This window comes from Streptomyces sp. GB4-14, assembly GCF_022696125.1.
GTDB lineage: Bacteria > Actinomycetota > Actinomycetes > Streptomycetales > Streptomycetaceae > Streptomyces > Streptomyces werraensis.
On record NZ_RZHO01000002.1, the window covers coordinates 5,077,931 to 5,103,568 of the forward strand.

Here is a 25,638-nt window from a genome sequence, read left to right on the forward strand (position 1 = left end):
GGTTGCACGGGCCCCGGGCTGAGCGGCGGTGTCAGATCAGAACAGCGGCTCCGGCAGCACACCCTCCAGGGCGAGCAGCCGCCGCTTGGTCTCAAGCCCGCCCCCGAACCCGCCGATGCCGCCGCCGCTCTCCACGACCCGGTGGCAGGGCACGATCACCGGCAACGGGTTGGCGCCCATGGCCATGCCCACGGCCTGCGCGGCGCCCGGCTGACCGACCCGGCCCGCCAGGTCGCCGTACCCCACCACCGTGCCGAACGGCACGGTGGTGGCCAGTTCGCGGAGCACCTCGCGGTTGAAACCCGAGATCAGCGACCAGTCAAGCGGCAGCTCGAAGGAGCGACGCTCACCCGCGAAGTAGGCGTCGAACTGGCTTGTCGCCTCGGCCAGCAGGGGAGATCCGGGATCTTCCACGGGCTCCGAGCCGAGCCGGGACGCCAGCCGCTCCAGCGCCTTGTCACGCACCTCGTCGGTGGCGTGGAACACCACGTTGACCAGGCCCTCCCGGGTCGCGGCCAGAAGCAGCGGGCCGATGCCGGTGTCCACGACGGCCCACACGACCCGCTGCTCGTACCGCCCGTCGCTGTCCATGCGCCCCACCGTACGACCCGCCACCGACAACACCGGCCGGAACGGCGACGAGACACAGGACGGCTGCGGACGAGGGATCAGCCGCCCACCGCGTCACGCACCACGTCGGGATTGTTGGTGATGATCCCGTCCACTCCGTAGCCGGCCACCCGGCGGGCGGCGGCCGCGTCGTTCACCGTCCAGGTGAACGTCTCCAGCCGTTTGCCATGCGCCCCCTTGAAGGCGTGCACCGCGGTCACGTAGTCGGCGGTGAGCGACGCGTGCGAGGGATTGATCTGGTCGGTGAAGGCCGCGTACGTCGGCAGGTCCGCGACCGGCGGCGTGCCGAGGAAGCCGGTCTTCACCGCGGGCGCCAGCTGGTGGACCGTGCGCACGCTGTCCGCACCGAAGCTCTGCACGACCAGCCGCTGCCGCACGTGCGCCGGGCCGAGCCAGCCCTCGTCGGCCAGCACCTTGAGGATGTCCCGTTCGATGCCGGGGTACAGCTGCGGGTTCTTGATCTCCAGCAGCAGTTTCTGCCGGTGCTGGTCGATCCGGTGCACGAACTGCTCCAGCGTCGGCACGCGCGCGCCCGCGTACTTCGGGTCGAACCAGCTGCCCGCGTCCAGGCGGGATATCTCGGCGGCGGTGAAGTCCTTCACCTTCCACGGCGCACGGTCGGGGAAGACCTCTTCGACGTCGGTCGTGCGCTGCAGGCTGTCGTCGTGGAGGACGACGAGTTCGCCGTCCTTGGTGCGCTGGACGTCGTTCTCCACCCACTCGACGCCCAGGGCGGCCGCCTTGTCGACTGCCGCGAGCGTGTTCTCCGGCGCGTAGCCGGAGGCGCCCCGGTGCGCGACGACCACGGGCGCGGGCGCGGCGCTCTCTGAGGCCCGGGCCGGGGAGAGCGGCAGCAGGAGGACGGCGGCTCCCGCAAGCGCGGTGGTCGAGGCGGCTGCAGCGCGTGCGTGCATGTGTACTCCTCGCGTCGAACGGTCACGGTAGGAACCACTGTGACAGCAGAGGGTCAACGCGAGACGGGCGCGGGATGGCCAGGGATTGAACGGCGGCCCCGGAGCGCCGCACACCGGTGCCACACACCTGCGGCAAGGACGTGTTTCTTTGCCGGATAGTCGTTCGACCATTCCGGTGGGGGTCATACTCTCTGCGAAACCCTGGCCGCCGCAGCGGTTCTGGGAGGGGGCGCACAACGGGGCAACGCGGGACGTACAGGGCGGAAGGGCAGCCGCGCATGCAGGGCACGGTCGACGGATTCAGTTACGGGCTGGTAACACCTCTGGTGGCCTATCTCATGGCCTGTCTCGGAGGTGCGCTGGGGCTGCGCTGCACCACCCGGGCCGGGCTGGGGCCGCGCTCCTGGCGACCCGGCTGGCTCGCCCTCGGGGCGGCCTCCATCGGCGCCGGCGTCTGGACGATGCACTTCATCGCGATGATGGGCTTCACGGTCGAGGGAACGCCGATCCACTACGACCGCTCGATGACCTTCGCGAGCCTCGCCGTCGCCGTCGTCATGGTGGGCATAGGCATCTTCATCGTCGGGTACCGGGGGGCCACCGGGACGGCCCTCTTCACCGGGGGGACCGTCACCGGTCTCGGCATGGCCTCCATGCACTACCTGGGTATGGCCGGGATGAGTCTCGACGGGCGGATCGAGTACGACACCGTCGCCGTCGCCGCCTCGGTCGTCGTCGCCATGGCCGCCGCCAGCGCCGCCCTGTGGGCGGCGGGACAGGCCAGAGGGTTCCTGTGGAGCGTCGGCGCCAGCCTGGTGATGGGTCTCGCGGTCACCGGCATGCACTACACAGGCATGGCCGCCGTCGAGGTGCACGTGCACGGCACCGCCGAACCCGCCACGGGGGAGTCCGCCGCGGCCCTGCTCGGCCCCATGATGGTCGGCCCGCTCGCCGTCCTCGTCCTCGCCGGCATCGTGGTGATCTTCGACCCGCTGGTCGTCATGGGCCGGCCCTCGGCGCCCTCCGCCGAGCGCCTGCCCGGGATCCCCGCCCACTCCCCGGCACAGCACTCCTCGGTCCGCTCCCGGCTGCGGGCCCGCGGCCCCGTCGAACACCGCTCCCGCACCCCCCAGCGCCGCTGACCCGGACCCGTTGTCAGTGGGGGGTCGTACCGTGGATGACATGCGGCCCGTTTCCCAGATCGAACGCACGGTGGCGCCCTTCGAGGTCGTCAGCCCCTACCAGCCCAGCGGCGACCAGCCCGCGGCCATCGCCGAGCTCGCCCGGCGCATCGAGGCCGGCGAGCGGGACGTCGTGCTGCTCGGCGCCACCGGAACCGGCAAGTCCGCCACCACCGCGTGGATGATCGAGAAGCTCCAGCGTCCGACCCTGGTCATGGCGCCGAACAAGACCCTGGCCGCCCAGCTGGCCAACGAGTTCCGCGAGCTCCTGCCGAACAACGCGGTCGAGTACTTCGTCTCGTACTACGACTACTACCAGCCCGAGGCGTACGTCCCGCAGTCGGACACCTACATCGAGAAGGACTCCTCGATCAACGAGGAGGTCGAGCGGCTGCGCCACTCCGCGACCAACTCGCTGCTCACCCGCCGCGACGTGGTCGTCGTCGCCTCCGTCTCCTGCATCTACGGCCTGGGCACCCCCCAGGAGTACGTGGACCGCATGGTCCCCCTGCGCGTCGGCGACGAGATCGACCGCGACGAGCTGCTGCGCCGATTCGTCGACATCCAGTACACGCGCAACGACATGGCCTTCACCCGCGGCACCTTCCGCGTGCGCGGCGACACCATCGAGATCTTCCCGGTCTACGAGGAGCTCGCCGTCCGCATCGAGATGTTCGGCGACGAGATCGAGGCCCTGTCCACGCTGCACCCGCTCACCGGCGAGATCATCAGCGACGACCAGCAGCTCTACGTCTTCCCCGCCTCCCACTACGTCGCAGGCCCCGAGCGGCTGGAACGCGCGGTCAACGACATCGAGAAGGAGCTCGGCGAGCGACTCTCCGAGCTGGAGAAGCAGGGCAAGCCCCTGGAGGCCCAGCGGCTGCGCATGCGGACCACGTACGACATCGAGATGCTCCGCCAGATCGGCACCTGCTCCGGCGTGGAGAACTACTCGATGCACTTCGACGGCCGCACACCGGGCTCGCCGCCCAACACGCTCCTGGACTATTTCCCGGACGACTTCCTCCTCGTCATCGACGAGTCGCACGTCACTGTGCCGCAGATCGGCGCCATGTACGAGGGCGACGCCTCCCGCAAGCGCACCCTGGTCGACCACGGCTTCCGGCTGCCGTCCGCCCTGGACAACCGCCCGCTGAAGTGGGAGGAGTTCCAGGAGCGCGTCGGCCAGACGGTGTACCTGTCGGCCACCCCCGGCCAGTACGAGCTCTCCCGTTCGGACGGCTTCGTCGAGCAGATCATCCGCCCGACGGGACTCGTCGACCCCGAGGTCGTCGTCAAGCCCACCGAGGGCCAGATCGACGACCTGGTGCACGAGATCCGCACACGTGTGGAGAAGGACGAGCGCGTCCTGGTCACCACGCTCACCAAGAAGATGGCCGAGGACCTCACGGACTACTTCCTCGAACTCGGCATCCAGGTGCGGTACCTGCACAGCGACGTCGACACCCTGCGCCGGGTGGAGCTGCTGCGGGAGCTGCGCAGCGGCGAGTACGACGTCCTGGTCGGCATCAACCTGCTGCGTGAGGGCCTCGACCTGCCCGAGGTGTCCCTGGTGGCGATCCTCGACGCCGACAAGGAGGGCTTCCTGCGGTCGGGCACCTCCCTGATCCAGACCATCGGCCGCGCGGCGCGCAACGTCTCCGGCCAGGTCCACATGTACGCCGACAAGATCACGCCGGCGATGGAGAAGGCCATCGAGGAGACCAACCGCCGCCGCGAGAAGCAGGTCGCGTACAACCAGGCCAACGGCATCGACCCGCAGCCGCTGCGCAAGAAGATCAACGACATCGTCGCCCAGATCGCCCGCGAGGACATCGACACCGAGCAGCTGCTCGGCTCGGGCTACCGCCAGGCCAAGAAGGACGGCGGCGGCACCAGGACGCCCGTGCCCGCCCTCGGCGGCAAGGCCGCGAAGGCGGCGAACAACGCCAAGGGCGCCAAGGGCAAGGCCGCCGAGACCGTGCCCACCGACCGCCCCGCGGCCGAACTCGCCGAGCAGATCGAGGAACTCACCACGCGCATGCGCGCCGCCGCCGCCGACCTGCAGTTCGAGATCGCGGCACGGCTGCGCGACGAGGTGTCCGAGATGAAGAAGGAACTGAGGCAGATGCAGGAGGCGGGCCTGTCCTGACCTCCGCACACGGAATGTGTTGCAAGACCGACACAAAGTGTGGACCGGGGTACGTCGCTGTCGGTGCACCTGCGTAGGGTTCTGGTCAACCGCGGTCTTCGCGGCAACAGGGGACGTCCGAGAGGGGAATCAGCGCGTGACCGTCAACATGACCAAGGGTCAGGCCATCAGTCTGCAGAAGAACGACGGCGGCAGCCTGACCGCGGTGCGCATGGGTCTCGGCTGGCAGGCGGCCCCCCGGCGTGGCCTGTTCGGCACCCGCACGCGGGAGATCGACCTGGACGCCTCCGCCGTCCTCTTCGCCGACAAGCAGCCGGTCGACGTCGTCTTCTTCCGGCACCTGGTGAGCGACGACGGCTCCGTGCGCCACACCGGCGACAACCTCGTCGGCGGCGTCGGCCAGGGCGGCGACGACGAGGCCATCCTCGTCGACCTCTCGCGCGTCCCGGTCCACATCGACCAGATCGTCTTCACCGTGAACTCCTTCACGGGCCAGACGTTCCAGGAGGTGCAGAACGCCTTCTGCCGGCTGGTCGACGAGACCAACGGCCAGGAGCTCGCCCGCTACACGCTGGCCGGCGGCGGCCCCTACACCGCCCAGATCATGGCCAAGGTGCACCGCACGGGCTCGGGCTGGACGATGACGGCCATCGGCAATCCGGCCAACGGCCGCACGTTCCAGGACCTGATGCCGGCCATCCTGCCGGTCCTCTAGGCAGCAGCGGCGCCGGCCGGCCCCACGTGGGGGCCGGCCGGCGCACCCGACACATCGACGCGACACAGGGGGACCAACGCGATGACGGCCGAGCTGGTGCGGGGGCAGAACCACCCGCTGTCCCAGTCCCGTCTGGAGATCCGGATCTCGGCCGGCACGCCGGTCGCCGCCGCCGCCGCGCTGAGCGACGCGGACGGACGGATCCAGGGCGCGGAATGGGTGGCCCACCCGGGCGCTCCCGTGCAGCCCGGCCTTGAGGTGTCGCGCCAGGCGGCCGCCGATCACCGTCTCGCGGTGGACCTGGACGCCATGACCGAAGCCGTCCACCGCGTGAGCGTGCTGCTCGCCCTGCCCGCCCCGAACGGCGGCGCGGGACCCGCCCGCTTCGGATCGGTGGCCGCCCCCTTCGTCGCCGTCACCGGTCTCGACGGCACCGAGGTCGCCAGCTACACCATCACCGGCCTGGACCAGGAGTCCGCGGTCATCGCGCTGGAGCTGTACCGGCGGCAGGGCGCCTGGAAGGTACGTGCCGTCGGCCAGGGCTACGCGGGCGGACTGGCCGAACTCCTCGCTGACCAGGGGTTGTCCGAGGCCGCACAGCTCGCGTCCGGCATCGACGAGGCCGTGGCCCGCGGCCTCGCCCGCTCGGTCCAGGCGCCCCCGCCCCGCACGTCCGAGGGCGACCGCTCCCGTCAGGCCGCGGCCCCCGCGGTCGGGCCCGACCAGGGCGCCGCGCCGCAGGGCGCCCCCGGCCCCGTGCCGCCGACGTACGGCGGGCAGCCGGCCGGCGGCCAGGGACACGGCGGACCGCAGTCCCCCTACGGCGGCGCCACGGACCCCCACGCGGCGTCAGGCGGGCCCGTCAACTACAGCCACCCCGGGCGGCAGACCTCCGCCCCGCCGCCGCCCCCGCCCGCGGCGCCCCCGGCCCAGCCCGGACGGCCCGCGCAGCCCGTGGCGGGCGACGCGACCGGCTGGTCCATGGAGGAGCGGCTGTACAACCAGGTCTGGGGCATGTTCGAGGACCTGGCCCGCACCGCCGCCGCGTACCGCAGCGCCGTGGACTTCGCCGAGTCGCGGATGGACAAGGAGCTGGAGCAGGCCCTGTCCGACCCGCGCAGCCGCATCGGCGGCCAGGGCGACGCAGCCCGCGAAGCGGCCCGCGCGCGGTACTCGCAGCTCGTCGACCAGGCGCGCGCGTCCCTCGACCGGGACGTCGCCCAGCTCGTCGCCGAGTCCGAGGTCGTCGAGCCCGCGCTGCCCCCGGCGTTCGCCCGCTGGGACAACCCTTGCTGGCACGCCTACCGGGTGCCGATGGAGATACCCATGGCGCTGCGCCTGGGCGACCTCCGGCTGCCCGAGGCCGAGTCGATCCGCATCCCCATGCTGCTCCGGCTGCCGCTGGAGCGCGGACTGTGGATCGACAGCGGACGCACCGACTCCCCGGACGGGTCGTTCACCGACTCCCACGACATGCGGCGCCTGGCCATGGACACCGCAGTGGCGCACACCGCGCGGCTGCTCGCCGTCTACCCGGCCGGCGAGTTCACCGTGCACGTCGTCGACCCGGCCGGGTCCGGCGCGCAGGCCCTGGCCCCGCTCACCCAGACCGGCGTCCTCGCAGAGCCGCCCGCCCAGGGCGCCGCGGGTGTGACGGAGGTGCTGGCCCGGCTCACCCAGCGGGTCGACCTGGTGCAGATGGCGCTGCGCGGCGGAGCCCCGGACGCCCTGCCGCCCGGGTTCGACACCGCGCAGCAACTGCTGATCGTCAACGACTTCCCGCACGGTTTCGACGACCGGGCCGTGAACCAGCTGCGCTACCTCGTCGACGAGGGGCCGTCGGTCGGCGTGCACCTGATGATGGTCGCGGACCGCGAGGAGTCCACGGGCTACGGCCCGCTGCTCGACCCGCTGTGGCGCGCGCTGCTGCGCCTGACCCCGGTGCCCGACGACCACCTCGCCGACCCGTGGGTGGGGCACGCCTGGACGTACGAGCCGCCGGCGGTGCCGCACGGCAGCGAGGTGCTCCGTCAGGTCCTCACCAAGGTCGCCGAGGCCCGCCGCACATGGAACAGGTGACCGCCCGAGCGCTTCGGCCAAGGACGCGTAAAGCTCTTCACCTGGGTCTTTGTGCCTTTCTTTACTGATCTCTTTACCAATCCTTGGTGATTGGGTAGTCTTGGTCGCACGGAGGGGAGTACTCCCTGTCTGTGCGGCGACCCCGTCAATACGGATCAGGCCAGATCCCGGGGCGTCGGCCCAGGACCGTCCGGGCGCATCACGCGCCCCAGGTCCGGGTGGAAGAGACCTCCGGCAGCGACGACGCTGACATTTGCCGTGTGACGTATCTGCCGGAGGCGTAGTGGATGTTTCCCTGACCCTGTGGGTCCTGACGATCGTGGGCCTGTGCGCCCTGATCGCCGTCGATTTCTTCATCGGCCGCAAGCCGCATGACGTGTCCGTCAAGGAGGCGGGGATCTGGACGATCGTCTGGATCGTCCTGGCCGCGATCTTCGGGCTCGGTCTGCTGATCTTCGGAGGCGGCCGGCCGGCGGGCGAGTTCTTCGCTGGCTACATCACCGAGAAGTCGCTGAGCGTCGACAACCTCTTCGTCTTCGTCCTGATCATGGCGAAGTTCGCGGTGCCCTCGAAGTACCAGCAGAGGGTGCTCCTCGTCGGCGTGCTCATCGCCCTGGTGCTGCGCGCGATATTCATTGCCGCGGGCGCGGCCATCATCGCCAGCTTCTCCTGGGTGTTCTACATCTTCGGCGCCTTCCTGATCTGGACCGCCTGGAAGCTCATCCAGGAGGCCCGGGCCGACCAGGAGGACGAGGAGTTCGAGGAGAACAAGCTGCTCAAGGCGGCCGAGCGCCGCTTCGGCGTGGCCGACCGCTACCACGGCACCAAGCTGTGGATCCAGCAGAACGGCAAGCGGGTCATGACCCCGATGCTCGTCGTGATGCTCGCGATCGGCACCACCGACGTCCTGTTCGCGCTGGACTCGATCCCCGCGATCTTCGGCCTGACCCAGGACCCGTACATCGTGTTTACGGCGAACGCGTTCGCGCTGATGGGTCTGCGGCAGCTGTACTTCCTCATCGGCGGACTGCTGAAGAAGCTGGTCCACCTCTCCTACGGCCTGTCGATCATCCTGGGCTTCATCGGCGTGAAGCTGGTGCTGCACGCCCTGCACGAGTCCGGGGTGCACGTCCCCGAGATCAGCATTCCGGTCTCCCTGGGCGTGATCTGCTCGGTGCTGATCATCACCACGATCACCAGCCTCCGCGCCTCCCGTAAGCAGGCGCAGACCGAGGCGGTCACCGGGCCGGCCGAGACCGAGACCCCCGCGAAGACCGACATCGACGTCTGATCCCGTCGAACCAGGAACACGGGCACCGGGAGCGGGGGCGGCGCAGCGCCGCCCCCGCTCCCGGACCCGCACGTTCCACCGCGCCGGCCCCGGGCGGCGCCGACCGCAACCGACCAGTACGAGGAGGGCATGCGTGACCATGATGACCCCGAGACGATCAGGATCGCGGAGCGGAAGGGGTCGCCGCACGGCGGTGACAGCAGTTCCGACGCCCTCGACGGTCGTCCGGTGGTCGACAGTCCTTGAGGTGCGGCGCCCCCTCATGCCGGGGACGATCGCCGCATGACGGACCGGATCAAGGCCCTGGCGTCCCGATGGACGGTCGCCGTTCCCGTGCTCGCGGTCGTGCTGCTCGTCCTGACCTGGGGGAGGGACCTGCCCGGCGGCATCGTCGTCGTGGTGACCCTGGTCCTGGCAGGAGCGGTGCTCGCGGCCGTGCACCATGCCGAGGTGGTCGCCCACCGGGTCGGTGAGCCGTTCGGCTCCCTGGTGCTCGCGGTCGCCGTCACTGTCATCGAGGTCGCGCTGATCGTGACCCTGATGCTCGACGGCGGGGACAAGAGCGCGACGCTCGCCCGGGACACCGTGTTCGCCGCCGTGATGATCACCTGCAACGGCATCGTCGGCATCAGCCTGCTCGTCGGCTCGCTGCGCCACAAGACGGCGGTCTTCAACTCCGAGGGCACCGGAGCCGCCCTCGCCACCGTGACCACGCTGGCGACCCTCAGCCTCGTGCTGCCGACGTTCACCACCAGCAAGCCGGGCCCGGAGTTCTCCACCGTCCAGCTCACCTTCGCGGCGGTCGCCTCGCTGAGCCTCTACGGCCTGTTCGTCGCGACCCAGACCGTGCGACACCGCGACTACTTCCTGCCGGTCGCCAAGCAGGGCGAGCCGTCAGGACCGGAGGAGGAGCACGCCGAGGCGCCCTCCACGCGCACCGCGCTGATCAGCGCCGGGCTGCTGCTCCTCGCCCTGATCGGTGTCGTCGGCCTCGCCAAAGGCGTCTCGCCGACGATCGAGTCGGGGGTGGAGGCGGCCGGTCTCGGCCACGGCGTGGTCGGTGTGATCATCGCCCTGCTGGTGCTGCTGCCGGAGACCATCGCCGCCGTGCGCGCCGCGCGCCGCAACCACGTGCAGACCAGCATGAACCTCGCCCTCGGTTCGGCGATGGCCAGCATCGGCCTGACCATCCCCGCCGTCGCGCTGGCGTCGCTCTGGCTCCCCGGCGCGCTCATCCTGGGTCTCGGCAGCACCCACATGGTGCTGCTCGCCCTCACCGTGGTGGTCAGCGCCCTGACGGTGGTCCCCGGCCGGGCCACACCGCTCCAGGGCGGCGTGCACCTGGTGCTGCTCGCCGCCTATCTGGAACTGGCGATCAATCCCTGACCGCCCGCCCGCCCGATCCCGGGGCCGCCCCTACCTCCGGGCGGCCCCGGACGCTTCCCGGCACGGGCTGACTCGCGACCACGGCGGCGGAAGTGCCGTACGAGCCGCCGCCACGGCGTGATAGACCGGGTTCGACCAGCGGTTCCGACGAGGGACCGCGCTCTCCAAGGACCGGAGGAAACGTGCCCCGCAACCTGGCCGACGCCCCGATCATGATCCTCAACGGCCCCAACCTGAACCTGCTCGGGCAGCGGCAGCCGGAGATCTACGGGCGCGACACGCTGGCCGACGTCGAGGCGATGTGCGCCCGCGCGGCCGCCGCGCACAACGGCACGGTGGACCTCCGCCAGTCCAACCACGAGGGCGAGCTGGTCGACTGGATCCACGAGGCTCGGCTCAACCACTGCGGCATCGTGATCAACCCGGGCGCCTACTCGCACACCTCCGTCGCGATCCTGGACGCCCTCAACGCCTGCGACGGCATGCCCGTACTGGAGGTCCACATCTCCAACATCCACCGGCGGGAGAGCTTCCGGCACCACTCCTACGTCTCCCTGCGGGCAGACGGCGTCATCGCGGGGTGCGGCGTCCAGGGATACGTGTTCGCGGTGGAGCGGATCGCGGCACTGGCAGGAGCGGGCCTGGCCGAGGCATGACGCGGGTCCGCCGCCCGTTCACCAGCCGCGGGCGCGCCACTCCGGCAGGTGGGGGCGTTCGGCGCCGAGCGTGGTGTCGTTGCCGTGGCCCGGGTAGACCCAGCTCTCGTCCGGGAGGACGTCGAAGATCTTGGTCTCGACGTCGTGCAGCAGGCTGGCGAACGCCTCCGGGTCCTTGTGGGTGTTGCCCACACCGCCCGGGAACAGACAGTCCCCGGTGAACACATGGGGATGCCCGTGGGGGTCGTCGTAGACGAGGGCGATCGAGCCGGGGGTGTGGCCGACGAGCCGGCGGGCGGTGAGCTCGACCTGGCCGACGCGGATCACGTCACCGTCGTCCACCGGCACGTCGGTCGCCACCGGGATGCCCTCGGCGTCGTGCCGGCCCGCGTAGGTGCGGGCGCCGGTGGCGGCGACGACTTCCGCGAGCGCCTGCCAGTGGTCGGCGTGCCGGTGGGTGGTGACGACGGACGCGATGCCGTCGTCACCGATCATGCCCAGCAGCGCGTCGGCGTCGTTCGCCGCGTCGATCAGCAGCTGCTCGTCGGTGGCCCGGCAGCGCAGCAGGTACGCGTTGTTCTCCATGGGGCCGACCGCGACCTTGGTGATCATCAGGTCCTTGAGTTCGTGCACGTCGGCCGGCCCGCCGACCGTCACCCGCCCGCTGTACGTCATGGGCGTCAGCCTAGCGCCGGAATCGGCGTCGGACCGTGCTCACAGGGGCGGGAGCTTCGGGAGGTCCCCGCCCTTCACCGTCAGGGCGCCGCCGTCCCGGCGTCCGGCGAGCCAGCCGAGCAGATCGGCGGGCGTCCCCTCGACCGTGACCGGGCCGCCGTCCGCCCCGCCGCCGGTCGTCCAGGTGCGGCCGTCGGCGGCCGACAGGGTGGTGGCGGGCACGTCGGGGTGACCGCTGAACCGGGCCGCGAGGAACTCGGTCTCCCGTTCGGTGAAGTCGGCCGGCAGATCCTCCAGCTCGTAGCCGATCCCCAGGTCGACGTGGTGCAGCTCCACCTCGATCCAGCGCCGGAACGGCACCCGCTCGGCCCGGTCGGTGACGCCGTTGCGCAGGGCGACGGTGCGGGACCAGTCCGCCGGGACCCCGGCCGCCGCGCGGAAACGTTCCGCGCTGTCCCGCACGTCCGCGAGCTGTTCGTCCAGGGGCCGCGCGGCGCCCGCCTCGATGTCGGCGTCCCGCGCCTCGGCGGAGGCGTACATGGGGCGGCCCTCGAGGACGTTCACCAGGGCGTCCGCGTTGCGGGCCAGATGGGTCAGCACATGACCGAGGGTCCAGCCGGGCAGACGTGACGACTGGGTCACAGCCGCGTTGTCCAGTGTGCCGATCGCGTGGAGCAGCCGCTCGGTAGCGGCTTGTACAGACGCCAGGTCATCAGCGTGATCAATCATGCCGCCGACCCTAGCCGCGTCACACCTTCGGGTGAAGGAGGTGGACCGGACAGCAAAATCGAATACACGTGCTATAAGGTCGGGTGCGGCGTCGGGCATGCTGGAGAGCCGGGGTTTGTTGACTATCCGTGAATCCGAACCGGCGTTGTCAGTGGCTCCCCCTAGTCTGAAAAGGACGGGGGCCCCGCCCCTGTCACTTCCCTCAAGAAAGGTGCGGACCGGCGTGGCCGACCGTCTCATCGTCCGTGGAGCGCGCGAGCACAACCTCAAGAACGTCTCGCTCGACCTCCCGCGCGACTCGCTCATCGTGTTCACGGGCCTGTCGGGGTCGGGCAAGTCCTCGCTGGCCTTCGACACCATCTTCGCCGAGGGGCAGCGGCGCTACGTCGAGTCGCTCTCCTCCTACGCCCGGCAGTTCCTCGGCCAGATGGACAAGCCGGACGTCGACTTCATCGAGGGCCTGTCCCCGGCGGTCTCCATCGACCAGAAGTCCACCTCGCGCAACCCGCGTTCCACGGTCGGCACCATCACCGAGGTCTACGACTACCTGCGCCTGCTCTTCGCGCGCATCGGCAAGCCGCACTGTCCCGAGTGCGGCCGGCCGATCTCCCGCCAGTCGCCGCAGGCCATCGTCGACAAGGTCCTGGAGCTGCCCGAGGGCAGCCGCTTCCAGGTGCTCTCCCCGCTGGTGCGCGAGCGCAAGGGCGAGTTCGTCGACCTCTTCTCCGACCTCCAGACCAAGGGCTACTCCCGCGCGCGGGTGGACGGCGAGACCGTCCAGCTGTCCAGCCCGCCCACGCTGAAGAAGCAGGAGAAGCACACCATCGAGGTGGTCGTGGACCGCCTCACCGTCAAGGACAGTGCCAAGCGCCGTCTCACCGACTCCGTGGAGACCGCCCTCGGGCTGTCCGGCGGCATGGTCGTGCTCGACTTCGTCGACCTCCCCGAGGACGACCCGGAGCGCGAGCGCATGTACTCCGAGCACCTCTACTGCCCCTACGACGACCTGTCGTTCGAGGAGCTGGAGCCCCGCTCGTTCTCCTTCAACTCGCCCTTCGGCGCCTGCCCCGAGTGCACCGGCATCGGCACGCGCATGGAGGTCGACCCCGAGCTGATCGTCCCGGACCCGGACAAGAGCCTCGACGAGGGCGCCATCCACCCGTGGTCCCACGGCCACACCAAGGACTACTTCGACCGCCTCGTCGGCGCCCTCGCGGACGCGCTCGGCTTCCGCACGGACATCCCGTGGGCCGGCCTGCCGCAGCGCGCCAAAAAGGCCCTGCTCCACGGCCACAAGACCCAGGTCGAGGTCCGCTACCGCAACCGCTACGGGCGCGAGCGGCGCTACACCACGGCCTTCGAGGGCGCTGTGCCGTTCGTCAAGCGGCGGCACAGCGAGGCCGAGAGCGACGCCAGCCGCGAGCGCTTCGAGGGCTACATGCGCGAGGTGCCCTGCCCCTCCTGCGAGGGCACGCGCCTCAAGCCGGTCGTCCTCGCCGTCACGGTCATGGGCAAGTCCATCGCCGAGGTCTCCTCGATGTCCATCAGCGACTGCGCGGACTTCCTGGGCGAGCTGAAGCTGACCGCCCGCGACAAGAAGATCGCCGAGCGCGTCCTCAAGGAGGTCAACGAGCGGCTGCGCTTCCTGGTCGACGTCGGCCTGGACTACCTCTCGCTGAACCGCGCGGCGGGCACCCTGTCCGGCGGCGAGGCCCAGCGCATCCGCCTGGCCACCCAGATCGGATCCGGCCTCGTCGGCGTGCTCTACGTGCTCGACGAGCCGTCCATCGGCCTGCACCAGCGGGACAACCACCGGCTGATCGAGACCCTGGTCCGGCTGCGCGACATGGGCAACACGCTCATCGTCGTGGAGCACGACGAGGACACCATCAAGGTCGCCGACTGGATCGTCGACATCGGCCCCGGGGCCGGCGAGCACGGCGGCAAGGTCGTGCACAGCGGCTCCCTCAAGGAGCTGCTCGCCAACGCCGAGTCGCAGACCGGCCAGTACCTGTCGGGCAAGAAGGCGATCCCGCTGCCCGACCTGCGGCGCCCGCACGATCCGTCGCGCCGCATCACGGTCCGCGGCGCCCGGGAGAACAACCTGCGGGACATCGACGTCTCCTTCCCGCTGGGCGTCTTCACCGCGGTCACCGGCGTGTCCGGCTCCGGCAAGTCGACGCTGGTCAACGACATCCTGTACACGCACCTCGCCCGCGAGCTGAACGGCGCGCGCAGCGTGCCCGGCCGGCACACCCGTGTCGAGGGCGACGACCTCGTCGACAAGGTCGTCCACGTCGACCAGTCGCCCATCGGCCGCACCCCGCGGTCCAACCCGGCGACGTACACGGGCGTCTTCGACCACATCCGCCGGCTGTTCGCGGAGACGACGGAGGCGAAGGTCCGCGGCTACATGCCGGGCCGCTTCTCCTTCAACGTCAAGGGCGGCCGCTGCGAGAACTGCGCGGGCGACGGCACCATCAAGATCGAGATGAACTTCCTGCCCGACGTCTACGTCCCCTGCGAGGTCTGCCACGGCGCCCGCTACAACCGGGAGACGCTGGAGGTCCACTACAAGGGCAAGTCCATCGCCGACGTGCTGAACATGCCGATCGAAGAGGCCATGCACTTCTTCGAGGCGGTCCCGGCGATCTCCCGTCACCTGCGGACGCTCAACGACGTCGGCCTCGGCTACGTCCGGCTCGGCCAGTCCGCGACCACCCTGTCCGGCGGCGAGGCGCAGCGCGTCAAGCTCGCCAGCGAGCTGCAGAAGCGCTCCACCGGCCGCACGGTCTACGTCCTCGACGAGCCGACGACCGGTCTGCACTTCGAGGACATCAGCAAGCTGCTGACCGTCCTGTCCGGCCTGGTCGACAAGGGCAACACCGTGATCGTCATCGAGCACAACCTCGATGTCATCAAGACGGCCGACTGGGTCGTCGACATGGGCCCCGAGGGCGGCTCCGGCGGCGGTCTCGTCGTCGCGGAGGGCACGCCCGAGCAGGTCGCCGGCGTGCCGGCCAGCCACACCGGCAAGTTCCTGCGGGAGATCCTCGGCGCGGAGCGGATCAGCGACGCCCAGCAGGTGCGCGCCCCGCGCACGGCGGCGAAGAACACGGTCGCCGCCCGGTCGACGGCGAAGAGGGCCACGACCAAGACGGTCGGGACCACTGCCAAGAAGACGGTGGGGAAGACCGCCGCGAAGAAGACGACGCGCGGCACCAAGGCCTGACCGGTCCGCCCGCACGCACAAGTGCCGTGCCCCGGAGGACAGCCTCCGGGGCACGGCACCTTTGCGTCAGACGGCCCTCCATGCCTCCAGCTCACGGGCATATGGAGGCTCCGCACCGGCGCGGGAACAGGTGACCGCCGCCGCGCGCGCCGCGAACCGCAGCAGGCTTTCCCAGCCCTCGGCGCCGAGCGCGGCCACGCCCTCGTCGCTCAGCGCGTCCCGCTCGGACAGCCCGTGCAGCAGGGCCGCGTTCACCGTGTCGCCCGCGCCGATGGTGTCCACCACCTCGACACGCTCACCCGGCACCGTGTACTCGGCGCCGTCACGGGTGTACGCCGTCAGCCCGTCCCCGCCCCGGGTCACCACGACCGCCGCGGGGCCCGCCGCCAGCCACTCCCGCGGGGACCCGCCGAGCCACTCGGCGTCCTCCGCGGACAGCTTCAGCAGCGACACCGACGGCAGCCAGCTCCTGAACCGGGCCCGGTAGGCGTCGGCGTCCGCGATCAGCCCCGCCCGGATGTTGGGGTCGAGCGCCGTGAACACACCCCGCGCCGACGCCTCACGCATCAGCGCCTCGTACGCGCTCGCGCCCGGCTCCAGCACGAGGGAACAGGTCCCGAACGACACCGCCCGGGTGCCGGGGGGCAGCGCCTGGGGCTTGCCGAACAGCCGGTCCGCCGTGCCTTCCACGTAGAACGAGTAGGCCGCCGAGCCGTCGGCGCCGACCGTCGCGACGGCCAGCGTCGTCGGCTCGTCGCCGCGCTGCACCGGCGCCACGTCCACACCGGTCTCCCGCAGCCGCTCCAGCAGCGCCTCACCGAAGGCGTCCCGCGACACCCGGGAGCAGAACGCGGTGGGGGAGCCGAGGCGGCCCAGCGCGACCGCCGTGTTGAAGGGACCGCCGCCGAGCGCGGGCGTCAGCGCGGCGAGCGCACCCGCCCCCTGCGGCACCAGGTCGATCAGTGCCTCACCGGCTACGACGATCACGAGGGTTCCTTTCTTCCGGGCAGCCGCAGGAAGTGCGGTGCACGAAGGTGCACGGGAGGCGTTCGGTACGGGTCGGCCGGTCCGGCTCGGCGAGACGGTCCAGCAGCATCTGGACGGCCCTGGCACCGATGTCCCGGCTCGGCTGGGACACGGCGGTGAGACGGGGGGAGAAGAGGTCGGCCCAGGCGAAGTCGTCGAAGCAGCACAGGGCGATGTCCCCGGGCACGGAGAGGCCGTGCGATTGCAGGGCGCGCAGGGTGCCGATGGTCATGGCGTTGTTGGCCGTGATCAGCGCGGTGGGACGCGAACCGAGACGCAGCAGCTCGGCCGTGGCGCGCTCGGCTCCCGCGGCCTCCGAGTCGCCCTGCACGAGGATCCGCTCGTCGAACGGCAGCCCCGAGGCCGCCAGTCCGAGGCGGTAGCCGGTGATCCGCTCCGTGGTCGTGCTGAGCCCGGGCAGCCCGGCGACCAGACCGATACGGCGGTGGCCCAGACCCGCGAGATGGGTGACCAGACCCGTGGTCGGCTCGGTGCTCTCGGCACAGACCTGGTCGAAGAGAGGCGGGCCGTCGCCGGCGGGCGGCCCGACCAGCCGGTCCAGGAACACGGCCGGAACCTGGTGCCGCCTCAGGTAGGCCAGGAGTTCGCCGGGCTCGGGGGAGGGCGCCACGATCATGCCGTCCACCCGGCGCTCGTGGAGCAACTGGACGACCTTGCGCTCGTGCGTCGGGTCGTCGTGCGGATCGGCGATGAGGAGGCTGTATCCGCGCTCCAGGGCGGCCGCCTCCACGCCCTGGAGGATCTCCGTGAAGTATGGGTTGCTGATAGCCGACACCGCGAGGCCGATCGACCGTGTGCGGGCCGTGACCAGCGAGCGGGCCAGGGTGTTGGGGGTGTAGCCGAGCTCCTCCACGGCGTCCAGAACGGCCTGGCGGGTGTGGGGGAGTACGGGACGGGTGCCGTTCAGCACGTGCGAGACGGTCGCGATGGAGACTCCGGCGCTGCGCGCCACATCCGCCATGGTGGCCATCGTCGTCCGTTCTCTTCGTGCGGCGCCGCTGACCCGGCTGTGCGCCGGCTGTTGGCCGCTGAGTGCTGGGCTGGCTCGGGTGGAGACCGTATCGCATGGAAGCGGGGGTCGTAAACGATTGCGTAAGCGTTTACGCGAACGCTTACGTCAGCGCTTGCGCAAGCGTTCGCGCGAACGTTTACGCAAGCGTTTACGCCCCAGCCCCCTCCGCCGTCCCACCCCCCTTCACCGCCCCGCGCACCCCCACCCCCACCCACCTGCGACCCGCCGCACCCACCCCGGTATCGTCCCGGTGAACACTCGTCCACCGCGTACGAACCGTGGGAGCCCGCATGTCCGCCCGACCCGCCGCGACCCGCCGGACCGTCCTGCGAGGTGCGGCCCTCGCACCCGTCGCAGGTCTGGGATTCACCGCGTGCGGGGGCGGCGGCGACGACAGGTCGGCCCCGCTGGCCGGGCCCGTCGAGCTGGGCCCGGAGAGCGAGGTGGCAGCGGGCGGCGCGAAGCTGTACCGGGACCACAACGTGGTCGTCAACCGGGGGGAGGACGGCTCCCTCACCGCGTACAACACCGTGTGCACGCACGCGGGGTGCCCCATCAACAAGCTGGACGGGACCAGGCTGGTCTGCCCGTGCCACGGCAGCGAGTTCGACGCCACCACGGGCAAGGTGCTGCGGGAGCCGGCCGTGGCGCCCCTGAAGCCGCTGGCCGTCGAGGTGAAGAACGGCACCCTGGTCGCCAAGCCCCGGGACTGACCCGGGACCGAGCGGGACCGACCCGCGCCCGCGGCCGTGTCACCCGGTGCTGTCCGGGATCACTCCCAGTCCCAGGCGATCCCCACATAGCCCGCCCGCAGACGCGGTTCCACCAGGTGCACCGAGCGGTGCCGTGCGCTGAGGGGCAGTTCCTGGCGTCCCCCGCGCGGGGCCGCTGCCGAGTGCTGGGTGAAGCGGTGGCACCGTACCGGGAGCGCGGAGGAGTCGAAGCAGACCTGGAGCGCGTACTGGCCGCCGGGGGAGTCGGCACCCCGTACGTACTCGCGGCAGACGCCGGCCGTGCCGTCCTCCACGGTGTACCGGAAGAGGAAGGTGTCGCCGGCGCGCAGCCGGATGTCGAAGAGCAGCTCGGCGGCGAGGACGCCGGTGTCGTGGTGCCGGCGTATGCGGCCGATGCGGCAGTTCTCCAGGGCGCGGACCTGCATGCGCCGGGGGTCGGCGTCCGGATCGCCGTGGTGGACGGCGACGTAGCGGTCGACGCCGTCGCGGTGGGCGCGCACGATGTGGTGGGATTCGCGTTCCGCCAGCTCCCGGCGGGTGCCGATGCGGACGCGCTCGTGATGGCCCAGGGTGTGCAGCCCGCCGTCGCGCGGGGCGCCGAAGTCGGCCAGGAGCTCCTCCAGGACGCCCGAGGCCTCGACGAGGGAGCGGTAGGTGCGGCCGGCGGAGCTGCGGTCCCCGGCCCGGTCGTCCGTCTCGGCGAGCAGTCGGATCAGTGACTCCTCCGGCAGCTGCAGAATCTCCTCCAGCGCCCGTACGGCGCGCAGCGACTCCGGGCGCTGCGGGCGGCGGGCGCCCTGCTGCCAGTAGCTCAGGCTGGTGACGCCCACCTTCACGCCGTGGCGCGACAGGTGGTGCTGCACCCGCTGCAACGGCAGACCCCGCGCGGCGATCGCGGCGCGCAGGGCGACGTGGAACGGGCCGCCGCGGAGGGCCGAGTCCAGTTCTGCGGTGACGACGTCCGCGTGCTGTGTGGCGTGCGGCATGCAGGGGCCTTTCTGTGAATGTCACAACGGCTGGTCAGACCGTTCGCACGGAGCACCCTCGGGGTGCCCGCCCCCGTCGGCGCGGCGCGGTCTTCACATGCGTACGCCGTCGTTCAGCGCCCCGAGTTCCCCCGCATTGAAGCGTGTTGACCAAGTCCCGACAACCGTCTGGCGGCAAGAGCGGCACACGCGAGGGGGCCGTACCGGCTGTGCGGCCGGTACGGCCCCCTGGGGTGTGTACGTGTTCGTCCGGGATCAGGCCCTGTCGGTGCGGCTCCCGCCGGGGAGCCGCGAGTCCGCGGCCCGGAGGCGCTTCGCGCGCACGATGTCGGGGTCGCGCGGGTCGAGGGACTCGGGGAAGGCAGCCGTCTCGTCCGTGTACCGGCGGTACCGGGCCGGCCGTCGTGTTTTCTCGATCCGCATCTGGCGCATACGACCTCCCGACTCGCGGCCACATCGTGAACCGCTGTCACGACCGCCTCGGAACCACCGGCAGGGGAGCCGGTGCGGACCGCCGGCGGACCGCCGCTGCGGTCCGTCCGTCGGCCCCGGTGATCGCCCGAGGCACGGACCCCCCACATTCCCGCTTACCGGCCGCCGTAACCCATCCGGCCCGCATCAGCCTTGACGGACCCCGACGGACCCGCCTCCCGAACCGCGACGGACCCGCCTCCCGAACCGCGACGGACCCGCCTCCCGAACCCCCACAGACCTTCCTCCCCGGACTCCACGGGATCGCCTCCCAGGCCCCCACAGACCTGTCTCCCAGGCCCCCACAGACCTGCCTCCCGGGCCACCCCACGGACCCGCCGCCCGAGTCCCGCGGACCCGCCTCCCGGACCCCGAGGCGACCCCCTCCCACGCCCGTCCACAGCCACCCCCTCACACAGCCTCCGAAGCCGGCCCCGACCCTCGGCTCCGACCTCCACCGCCGACCCCCGCCCCGCCGTCCACAGCCCCGCCCCCGGCACCGCCGTGCTGTCGGTGTCCGCCAGTAGGGTGTGTTGCATGGCCGACCCCTCCAGCTACCGCCCCAGACCGGGTGAGATCCCCGATTCGCCGGGGGTCTACCGGTTCCGTGACGAGCACCGCCGGGTGATCTACGTCGGGAAGGCGAAGAGTCTGCGCCAGCGCCTGGCGAACTACTTCCAGGACCTCGCCGGGCTGCACCCGCGCACCCGGTCGATGGTGACCACGGCCGCGTCCGTGGAATGGACGGTGGTCTCGACCGAGGTCGAGGCGCTGCAGCTGGAGTACTCCTGGATCAAGGAGTTCGACCCCCGGTTCAACGTCAAGTACCGCGACGACAAGAGCTACCCGTACCTCGCGGTGACGATGAACGAGGAGTACCCGCGCGTGCAGGTGATGCGCGGTCACAAGAAGAAGGGCGTGCGGTACTTCGGCCCCTACGCGCACGCGTGGGCGATCCGCGACACCGTGGACCTGATGCTGCGCGTCTTCCCGGTGCGCACGTGCTCCGCGGGCGTGTTCAAGAACGCCGCCCGTACCGGCCGCCCCTGCCTGCTCGGCTACATCGGCAAGTGCTCGGCGCCCTGCGTGGAGCGGATCTCCGCCGAGGACCACCGGGAGCTGGCCGAGGAGTTCTGCGACTTCATGGCCGGCCGCACCGGCACCTATCTGCGCCGTCTGGAGAGGCAGATGGCGGAGGCGGCCGAGGAGATGGAGTACGAGCGGGCCGCGCGCCTGCGCGACGACATCGGCGCGCTGAAGAAGGCCATGGAGAAGAACGCGGTGGTGCTGGCGGACGCCACCGACGCGGACCTGATCGCGGTCGCCGAGGACGAGCTGGAGGCGGCCGTCCAGATCTTCCACGTGCGCGGCGGGCGCGTGCGCGGCCAGCGCGGCTGGGTCACGGACAAGGTCGAGGAGATCACCACCGGCGCCCTGGTCGAGCACGCCCTGCAGCAGCTCTACGGCGAGGAGACCGGCGACGCCGTGCCGCGCGAGGTGCTGGTCCCCGCCCTGCCGGACCCGGTGGAGCCGGTGCAGGAGTGGCTGACCGGCCGGCGCGGTTCGAACGTCTCCCTGCGCGTCCCGCAGCGCGGCGACAAGAAGGCGCTGATGGAGACGGTCCAGCGGAACGCGCAGCAGGCGCTCGTGCTGCACAAGACCAAGCGCGCCTCCGACCTCACCACGCGCTCGCGCGCGCTGGAGGAGATCAGCGACGCCCTGGGCCTGGACAGCGCCCCGCTGCGGATCGAGTGCTACGACATCTCGCACCTCCAGGGCGACGACGTGGTGGCCTCCATGGTCGTCTTCGAGGACGGGCTGGCCCGCAAGAGCGAGTACCGCCGCTTCCAGATCAAGGGCTTCGCCGGCCAGGACGACGTCCGCTCCATGCACGAGGTGATCACCCGCCGCTTCCGCCGCTACCTGGCGGAGAAGGAGCGCACGGGGGAGTGGACCGACGGTGACGAGCCCGGCGCCGCGGCGGACCCGGAGACCGCCGCCGCAGGGCTCGCCGAGCCGCCCGCGAACACCCTCACCGAGGACGACGGCCGCCCCAAGCGGTTCGCGTACCCGCCGCAGCTGGTCGTGGTGGACGGCGGCGCGCCGCAGGTCGCGGCGGCCCAGCGGGCGCTGGACGAGCTGGGCATCGACGACATCGCGGTGTGCGGCCTCGCCAAGCGGCTGGAGGAGGTGTGGCTGCCCGGCGACGACGACCCGGTGGTGCTGCCCCGTACGAGTGAGGGCCTGTACCTGCTGCAGCGGATCCGGGACGAGGCGCACCGCTTCGCGATCACCTATCAGCGCGCCAAGCGGGCCAAGCGCTTCCGTTCCAGCCCCTTGGACGACGTCCCCGGTCTCGGCGAGACCCGGAAGCAGGCGCTGATCAAGCACTTCGGTTCGTTGAAGCGGCTGCGGTCGGCGACAATCGAGCAGATCTGTGACGTTCCGGGCATAGGCCGTAAGACGGCCGAGACGATCGTCGCGGCTCTCGCCCAGGCCGTGCCCGGCGGTCCCGCCGTGAACACGGCGACGGGCGAGATCATGGATGACACGGAAGAACCCGGGCAGCAGACGGGTTCTCCGGGGGAGCCCGTGTCCACGGGCGCCCCGGACGAACGACGGGGGCAGGAGCGATGACCGAGCACGAGACGGGGCCCGGGGACCGGGCCGCACAGCAGGCGGGCGGGGCCACGGCCCGCGCCGGCGTCCGGCAGGACAACGGAGCACAGGTGAAGACGGGCAAGGACAACGGCGGGGTGCCCGAGGCGGGCATCCCCGAGCTGGTGATCATTTCCGGGATGTCCGGGGCGGGCCGGTCGACGGCCGCGAAGTGTCTGGAGGACCTCGGCTGGTTCGTCGTCGACAACCTGCCGCCCGCGCTGATCCCCACCATGGTGGAGCTGGGCGCGCGCTCCCAGGGCAACGTGGCGCGGATCGCGGTCGTCGTCGACGTCCGCGGCCGGCGCTTCTTCGACAATCTGCGCGAGTCCCTCGCCGACCTCGACGCGCGCGGGGTCACCCGTCGCACGGTCTTCCTGGAGTCCTCCGACGAGGCCCTGGTGCGCCGCTTCGAGTCGGTGCGCCGCCCGCACCCCCTCCAGGGCGACGGCCGGATCGTCGACGGCATCGCCGCCGAGCGGGAGCTGCTGCGCGAGCTGCGCGGTGACGCCGACCTGGTGATCGACACCTCCGGGCTCAACGTGCACGAGCTGCGCGCGAAGATGCACGCGCAGTTCGCCGGCGAGGAGGAGCCCGAGCTGCGGGCCACCGTGATGTCCTTCGGCTTCAAGTACGGCCTCCCGGTCGACGCCGACCTGGTCGTGGACATGCGGTTCCTGCCCAACCCGCACTGGATCCCGGAGCTGCGCCCCTACACCGGCCTCAACGACGAGGTGGCGTCGTACGTCTTCAACCAGCCCGGCGCCAAGGAGTTCCTCGACCGGTACGCCGAGCTGCTGCGCCTGGTCGCCGCGGGCTACCGTCGTGAGGGCAAGCGCTACGTGACCATCGCGGTCGGCTGCACGGGCGGCAAGCACCGCTCGGTCGCCATGTCGGAGAAGCTCGCCGCCCGGCTCGCCGCGGAGGGCGTGGAGACGGTGGTCGTCCACCGGGACATGGGACGGGAATGACACGACGTACTCCGCGGCTGAGCCGGCTGCGCCGGGCGGTCCCCGAGGGCCGTGCCGGCCGGCCGGCCGAGACGCGCGGCGCGCGCCCGCGCCGCAGGGGCGCCCAGCCCAAGGTCGTCGCCCTGGGCGGCGGCATGGGCCTGTCCGCCTCGCTCGCCGCCCTGCGCCGGATCACCGGCGACCTCACGGCCGTGGTCACCGTCGCCGACGACGGCGGCTCCAGCGGCCGGCTGCGCGACGAACTGGGCGTGCTGCCCCCGGGTGACCTGCGCAAGGCGCTGGCGGCGCTGTGCGGGGACGACGACTGGGGCCAGACCTGGGCGCGCGTCATCCAGCACCGCTTCCAGTCCAAGGGCGACCTGCACGAGCACGCGGTCGGCAATCTGCTGATCGTCGCGCTGTGGGAGCAGCTCGGCGACCACGTCAAGGCGCTGGACCTGGTGGGGCGGCTGCTCGGCGCGCACGGCCGGGTGCTGCCCATGTCCGCCGTGCCGCTGGAGCTCCAGGCGCTGGTCAAGGGGCACGACCCTGAGCGTCCCGACGACATCGACACCGTGCGCGGTCAGGCCACCGTCGCGCTCACCCCGGGTGAGGTGCAGTCGGTGCACCTCGTGCCGAACGACCCGCCGGCCGTTCCGGAGGCGGTCGCGGCGGTGCTGGACGCCGACTGGGTGGTGCTCGGACCCGGCTCCTGGTTCTCCTCGGTGATCCCGCATCTGCTGGTCCCCGAGCTGCTGGACGCCCTCGTCGAGACGAAGGCCCGGCGGGTCCTCTCGCTGAACCTCGCCCCGCAGCCCGGAGAAACCGAGGGCTTCTCCCCGCAGCGTCATTTGGAGGTTTTGGGGCGACACGCCCCTAAACTCGCCCTGGACGTGGTGCTGGCCGACGAGGCCGCCGTGCCCGACCGCGACTTGCTGACCGATGCCGCCAAGCGGTTCGGCGCCGCGGTCGAGCTGGCCCCCGTGGCCCGGCCCGACGGAAGCCCCCGGCACGACCCGGAGCTGTTGGCCGCCGCGTACGACCGTATTTTTCGGATGCATGGAAGGATCGGCCCATGGCGATGACGGCAGCGGTGAAGGACGAGATCAGCCGGCTCCCCGTCACCCGTACCTGCTGCAGGAAGGCGGAGGTCTCCGCCATTCTGCGGTTCGCCGGCGGCCTCCACCTGGTCAGCGGGCGCATCGTGATCGAGGCGGAGCTGGACACCGCCATGGCTGCCCGGCGGCTCAAGCGGGACATCCTGGAGATCTTCGGCCACAGCTCCGAGCTGATCGTGATGGCGCCGGGCGGACTGCGCCGCGGCTCGCGCTACGTGGTGCGCGTGGTCGCGGGCGGTGACCAGCTCGCCCGCCAGACCGGTCTGGTGGACGGCCGGGGCCGCCCGATCCGCGGCCTGCCCCCGCAGGTGGTCTCGGGGGCCACCTGCGACGCCGAGGCCGCCTGGCGGGGCGCCTTCCTCGCGCACGGCTCCCTCACCGAGCCCGGCCGTTCCTCCTCCCTGGAGGTGACCTGCCCCGGTCCCGAGGCCGCGCTCGCCCTGGTCGGCGCCGCCCGCCGGCTGCACATCGCCGCCAAGGCGCGCGAGGTGCGCGGCGTGGACCGGGTGGTCGTCCGGGACGGCGACGCGATCGGCGCGCTGCTCACCCGGCTGGGCGCGCACGAGTCGGTGCTGGCCTGGGAGGAGCGCCGCATGCGCCGCGAGGTGCGGGCCACGGCGAACCGGCTGGCCAACTTCGACGACGCCAACCTGCGCCGCAGCGCCCGCGCCGCCGTCGCGGCCGGCGCCCGGGTGCAGCGCGCGCTGGAGATCCTCGGCGACGACGTGCCCGAGCACCTCGCCGCGGCCGGCCGGCTGCGCATGGAGCACAAGCAGGCCTCCCTGGAGGAGCTGGGCGCGCTCGCCGACCCGCCGCTCACCAAGGACGCGGTGGCCGGACGCATCCGCCGGCTGCTGGCCATGGCCGACAAGCGCGCCCAGGACCTCGGCATCCCCGGCACGGAGGCCAACCTCAGCGAGGAACTGGACGACAAGATCGGCGTCTGACCCGGACGAGTGATCTCTTTCTGACGTCCGGTCAGAGCACCGGCGCCGCCGCCCACTTGGGTGACCGGCGCCGGT

General features: G+C 71.5%; 21 protein-coding genes. 13 read left to right on the forward strand and 8 right to left on the reverse strand.

The genetic code is table 11. From position 1 onward, the window contains the following. Window positions 1-36: 36 nt before the first annotated feature. Together ELQ39_RS24415 and ELQ39_RS24420 are read right to left on the reverse strand one after the other, a co-directional pair. On the reverse strand, window positions 37-591 hold the full coding sequence (locus ELQ39_RS24415) for a methylated-DNA--[protein]-cysteine S-methyltransferase (protein WP_242593957.1): 555 nt from the start codon (window positions 589-591) through the stop codon (window positions 37-39). 77 nt (window positions 592-668) lie between these two features. Continuing rightward, window positions 669-1,544, reverse strand: coding sequence for a glycerophosphodiester phosphodiesterase (locus tag ELQ39_RS24420; RefSeq protein WP_190000017.1), 876 nt, complete (start codon window positions 1,542-1,544; stop codon window positions 669-671). 278 nt (window positions 1,545-1,822) lie between these two features. On the opposite strand from ELQ39_RS24420, the gene ELQ39_RS24425 reads away from it, so the two are divergent. From ELQ39_RS24425 to aroQ, 7 genes are all read left to right on the forward strand, one after another. Then, window positions 1,823-2,686 (forward strand): MHYT domain-containing protein, encoded by an 864-nt coding sequence (locus ELQ39_RS24425; RefSeq protein ID WP_242593959.1) that lies wholly within the window; start codon window positions 1,823-1,825, stop codon window positions 2,684-2,686. 40 nt (window positions 2,687-2,726) lie between these two features. After that, entirely contained in the window at window positions 2,727-4,877 is a 2,151-nt protein-coding gene (gene uvrB / locus ELQ39_RS24430) for an excinuclease ABC subunit UvrB (protein ID WP_242593961.1), read from the forward strand. Window positions 4,878-5,013: 136 nt separating this feature from the next. After that, complete coding sequence (locus tag ELQ39_RS24435; RefSeq protein WP_190000014.1) at window positions 5,014-5,592, forward strand: TerD family protein; 579 nt, start codon at window positions 5,014-5,016, stop codon at window positions 5,590-5,592. An 81-nt stretch (window positions 5,593-5,673) separates the two neighbouring features. Then, the gene (locus ELQ39_RS24440) at window positions 5,674-7,671 is read left to right on the forward strand and encodes a TerD family protein (protein WP_242593963.1); all 1,998 of its coding nucleotides are present in this window, start codon (window positions 5,674-5,676) and stop codon (window positions 7,669-7,671) included. A 283-nt stretch (window positions 7,672-7,954) separates the two neighbouring features. Next, window positions 7,955-8,962 (forward strand): TerC family protein, encoded by a 1,008-nt coding sequence (locus ELQ39_RS24445; RefSeq protein WP_242593965.1) that lies wholly within the window; start codon window positions 7,955-7,957, stop codon window positions 8,960-8,962. Between the two features lie 282 nt (window positions 8,963-9,244). Next, complete coding sequence (locus ELQ39_RS24450) at window positions 9,245-10,348, forward strand: calcium:proton antiporter (RefSeq protein WP_242593968.1); 1,104 nt, start codon at window positions 9,245-9,247, stop codon at window positions 10,346-10,348. A 182-nt stretch (window positions 10,349-10,530) separates the two neighbouring features. Then, a complete protein-coding gene (gene aroQ, locus ELQ39_RS24455; protein ID WP_242593970.1) occupies window positions 10,531-11,004 on the forward strand; it encodes a type II 3-dehydroquinate dehydratase in 474 nt (157 codons plus the stop codon). Between the two features lie 18 nt (window positions 11,005-11,022). On the opposite strand, the gene ELQ39_RS24460 is transcribed toward aroQ, so the two are convergent. Continuing rightward, complete coding sequence (locus ELQ39_RS24460; RefSeq protein ID WP_190000009.1) at window positions 11,023-11,679, reverse strand: MBL fold metallo-hydrolase; 657 nt, start codon at window positions 11,677-11,679, stop codon at window positions 11,023-11,025. Between the two features lie 39 nt (window positions 11,680-11,718). After that, window positions 11,719-12,408 (reverse strand): maleylpyruvate isomerase family mycothiol-dependent enzyme, encoded by a 690-nt coding sequence (locus ELQ39_RS24465; RefSeq protein ID WP_225627956.1) that lies wholly within the window; start codon window positions 12,406-12,408, stop codon window positions 11,719-11,721. A 223-nt stretch (window positions 12,409-12,631) separates the two neighbouring features. On the opposite strand from ELQ39_RS24465, the gene uvrA reads away from it, so the two are divergent. Further along, window positions 12,632-15,640, forward strand: coding sequence for an excinuclease ABC subunit UvrA (uvrA, locus tag ELQ39_RS24470; RefSeq protein ID WP_242593972.1), 3,009 nt, complete (start codon window positions 12,632-12,634; stop codon window positions 15,638-15,640). A gap of 66 nt (window positions 15,641-15,706) precedes the next feature. On the opposite strand, the gene ELQ39_RS24475 is transcribed toward uvrA, so the two are convergent. Together ELQ39_RS24475 and ELQ39_RS24480 are read right to left on the reverse strand one after the other, a co-directional pair. Next, on the reverse strand, window positions 15,707-16,627 hold the full coding sequence (locus ELQ39_RS24475; RefSeq protein ID WP_242593975.1) for a carbohydrate kinase family protein: 921 nt from the start codon (window positions 16,625-16,627) through the stop codon (window positions 15,707-15,709). After that, window positions 16,608-17,657, reverse strand: coding sequence for a LacI family DNA-binding transcriptional regulator (locus ELQ39_RS24480; protein WP_242593976.1), 1,050 nt, complete (start codon window positions 17,655-17,657; stop codon window positions 16,608-16,610). Before ELQ39_RS24480 ends, ELQ39_RS24475 begins: the two co-directional genes overlap by 20 nt. Before the next feature lie 332 nt (window positions 17,658-17,989). On the opposite strand from ELQ39_RS24480, the gene ELQ39_RS24485 reads away from it, so the two are divergent. Next, window positions 17,990-18,412 carry a Rieske (2Fe-2S) protein gene (locus ELQ39_RS24485; protein ID WP_242593978.1) on the forward strand — a complete coding sequence of 141 codons (423 nt, stop codon included), beginning with the start codon at window positions 17,990-17,992 and terminating at the stop codon, window positions 18,410-18,412. Between the two features lie 59 nt (window positions 18,413-18,471). On the opposite strand, the gene ELQ39_RS24490 is transcribed toward ELQ39_RS24485, so the two are convergent. Together ELQ39_RS24490 and ELQ39_RS24495 are read right to left on the reverse strand one after the other, a co-directional pair. Next, on the reverse strand, window positions 18,472-19,419 hold the full coding sequence (locus ELQ39_RS24490; RefSeq protein WP_190000003.1) for a hypothetical protein: 948 nt from the start codon (window positions 19,417-19,419) through the stop codon (window positions 18,472-18,474). Between the two features lie 255 nt (window positions 19,420-19,674). Beyond that, a complete protein-coding gene (locus tag ELQ39_RS24495; RefSeq protein ID WP_190000002.1) occupies window positions 19,675-19,851 on the reverse strand; it encodes a hypothetical protein in 177 nt (58 codons plus the stop codon). 576 nt (window positions 19,852-20,427) lie between these two features. On the opposite strand from ELQ39_RS24495, the gene uvrC reads away from it, so the two are divergent. The 4 genes from uvrC to whiA are packed head-to-tail and all read left to right on the forward strand — an operon-like array spanning window position 20,428 to window position 25,563. Next, window positions 20,428-22,527 (forward strand): excinuclease ABC subunit UvrC, encoded by a 2,100-nt coding sequence (gene uvrC, locus ELQ39_RS24500; RefSeq protein ID WP_190000001.1) that lies wholly within the window; start codon window positions 20,428-20,430, stop codon window positions 22,525-22,527. Beyond that, the gene (gene rapZ, locus ELQ39_RS24505) at window positions 22,524-23,519 is read left to right on the forward strand and encodes an RNase adapter RapZ (RefSeq protein ID WP_190000000.1); all 996 of its coding nucleotides are present in this window, start codon (window positions 22,524-22,526) and stop codon (window positions 23,517-23,519) included. Before uvrC ends, rapZ begins: the two co-directional genes overlap by 4 nt. Next, window positions 23,516-24,583 carry a gluconeogenesis factor YvcK family protein gene (locus ELQ39_RS24510; RefSeq protein WP_093766739.1) on the forward strand — a complete coding sequence of 356 codons (1,068 nt, stop codon included), beginning with the start codon at window positions 23,516-23,518 and terminating at the stop codon, window positions 24,581-24,583. Before rapZ ends, ELQ39_RS24510 begins: the two co-directional genes overlap by 4 nt. Continuing rightward, a complete protein-coding gene (whiA, locus tag ELQ39_RS24515) occupies window positions 24,574-25,563 on the forward strand; it encodes a DNA-binding protein WhiA (protein ID WP_006135276.1) in 990 nt (329 codons plus the stop codon). The genes ELQ39_RS24510 and whiA overlap by 10 nt, the downstream gene beginning before the upstream one ends. Window positions 25,564-25,638: the final 75 nt, after the last annotated feature.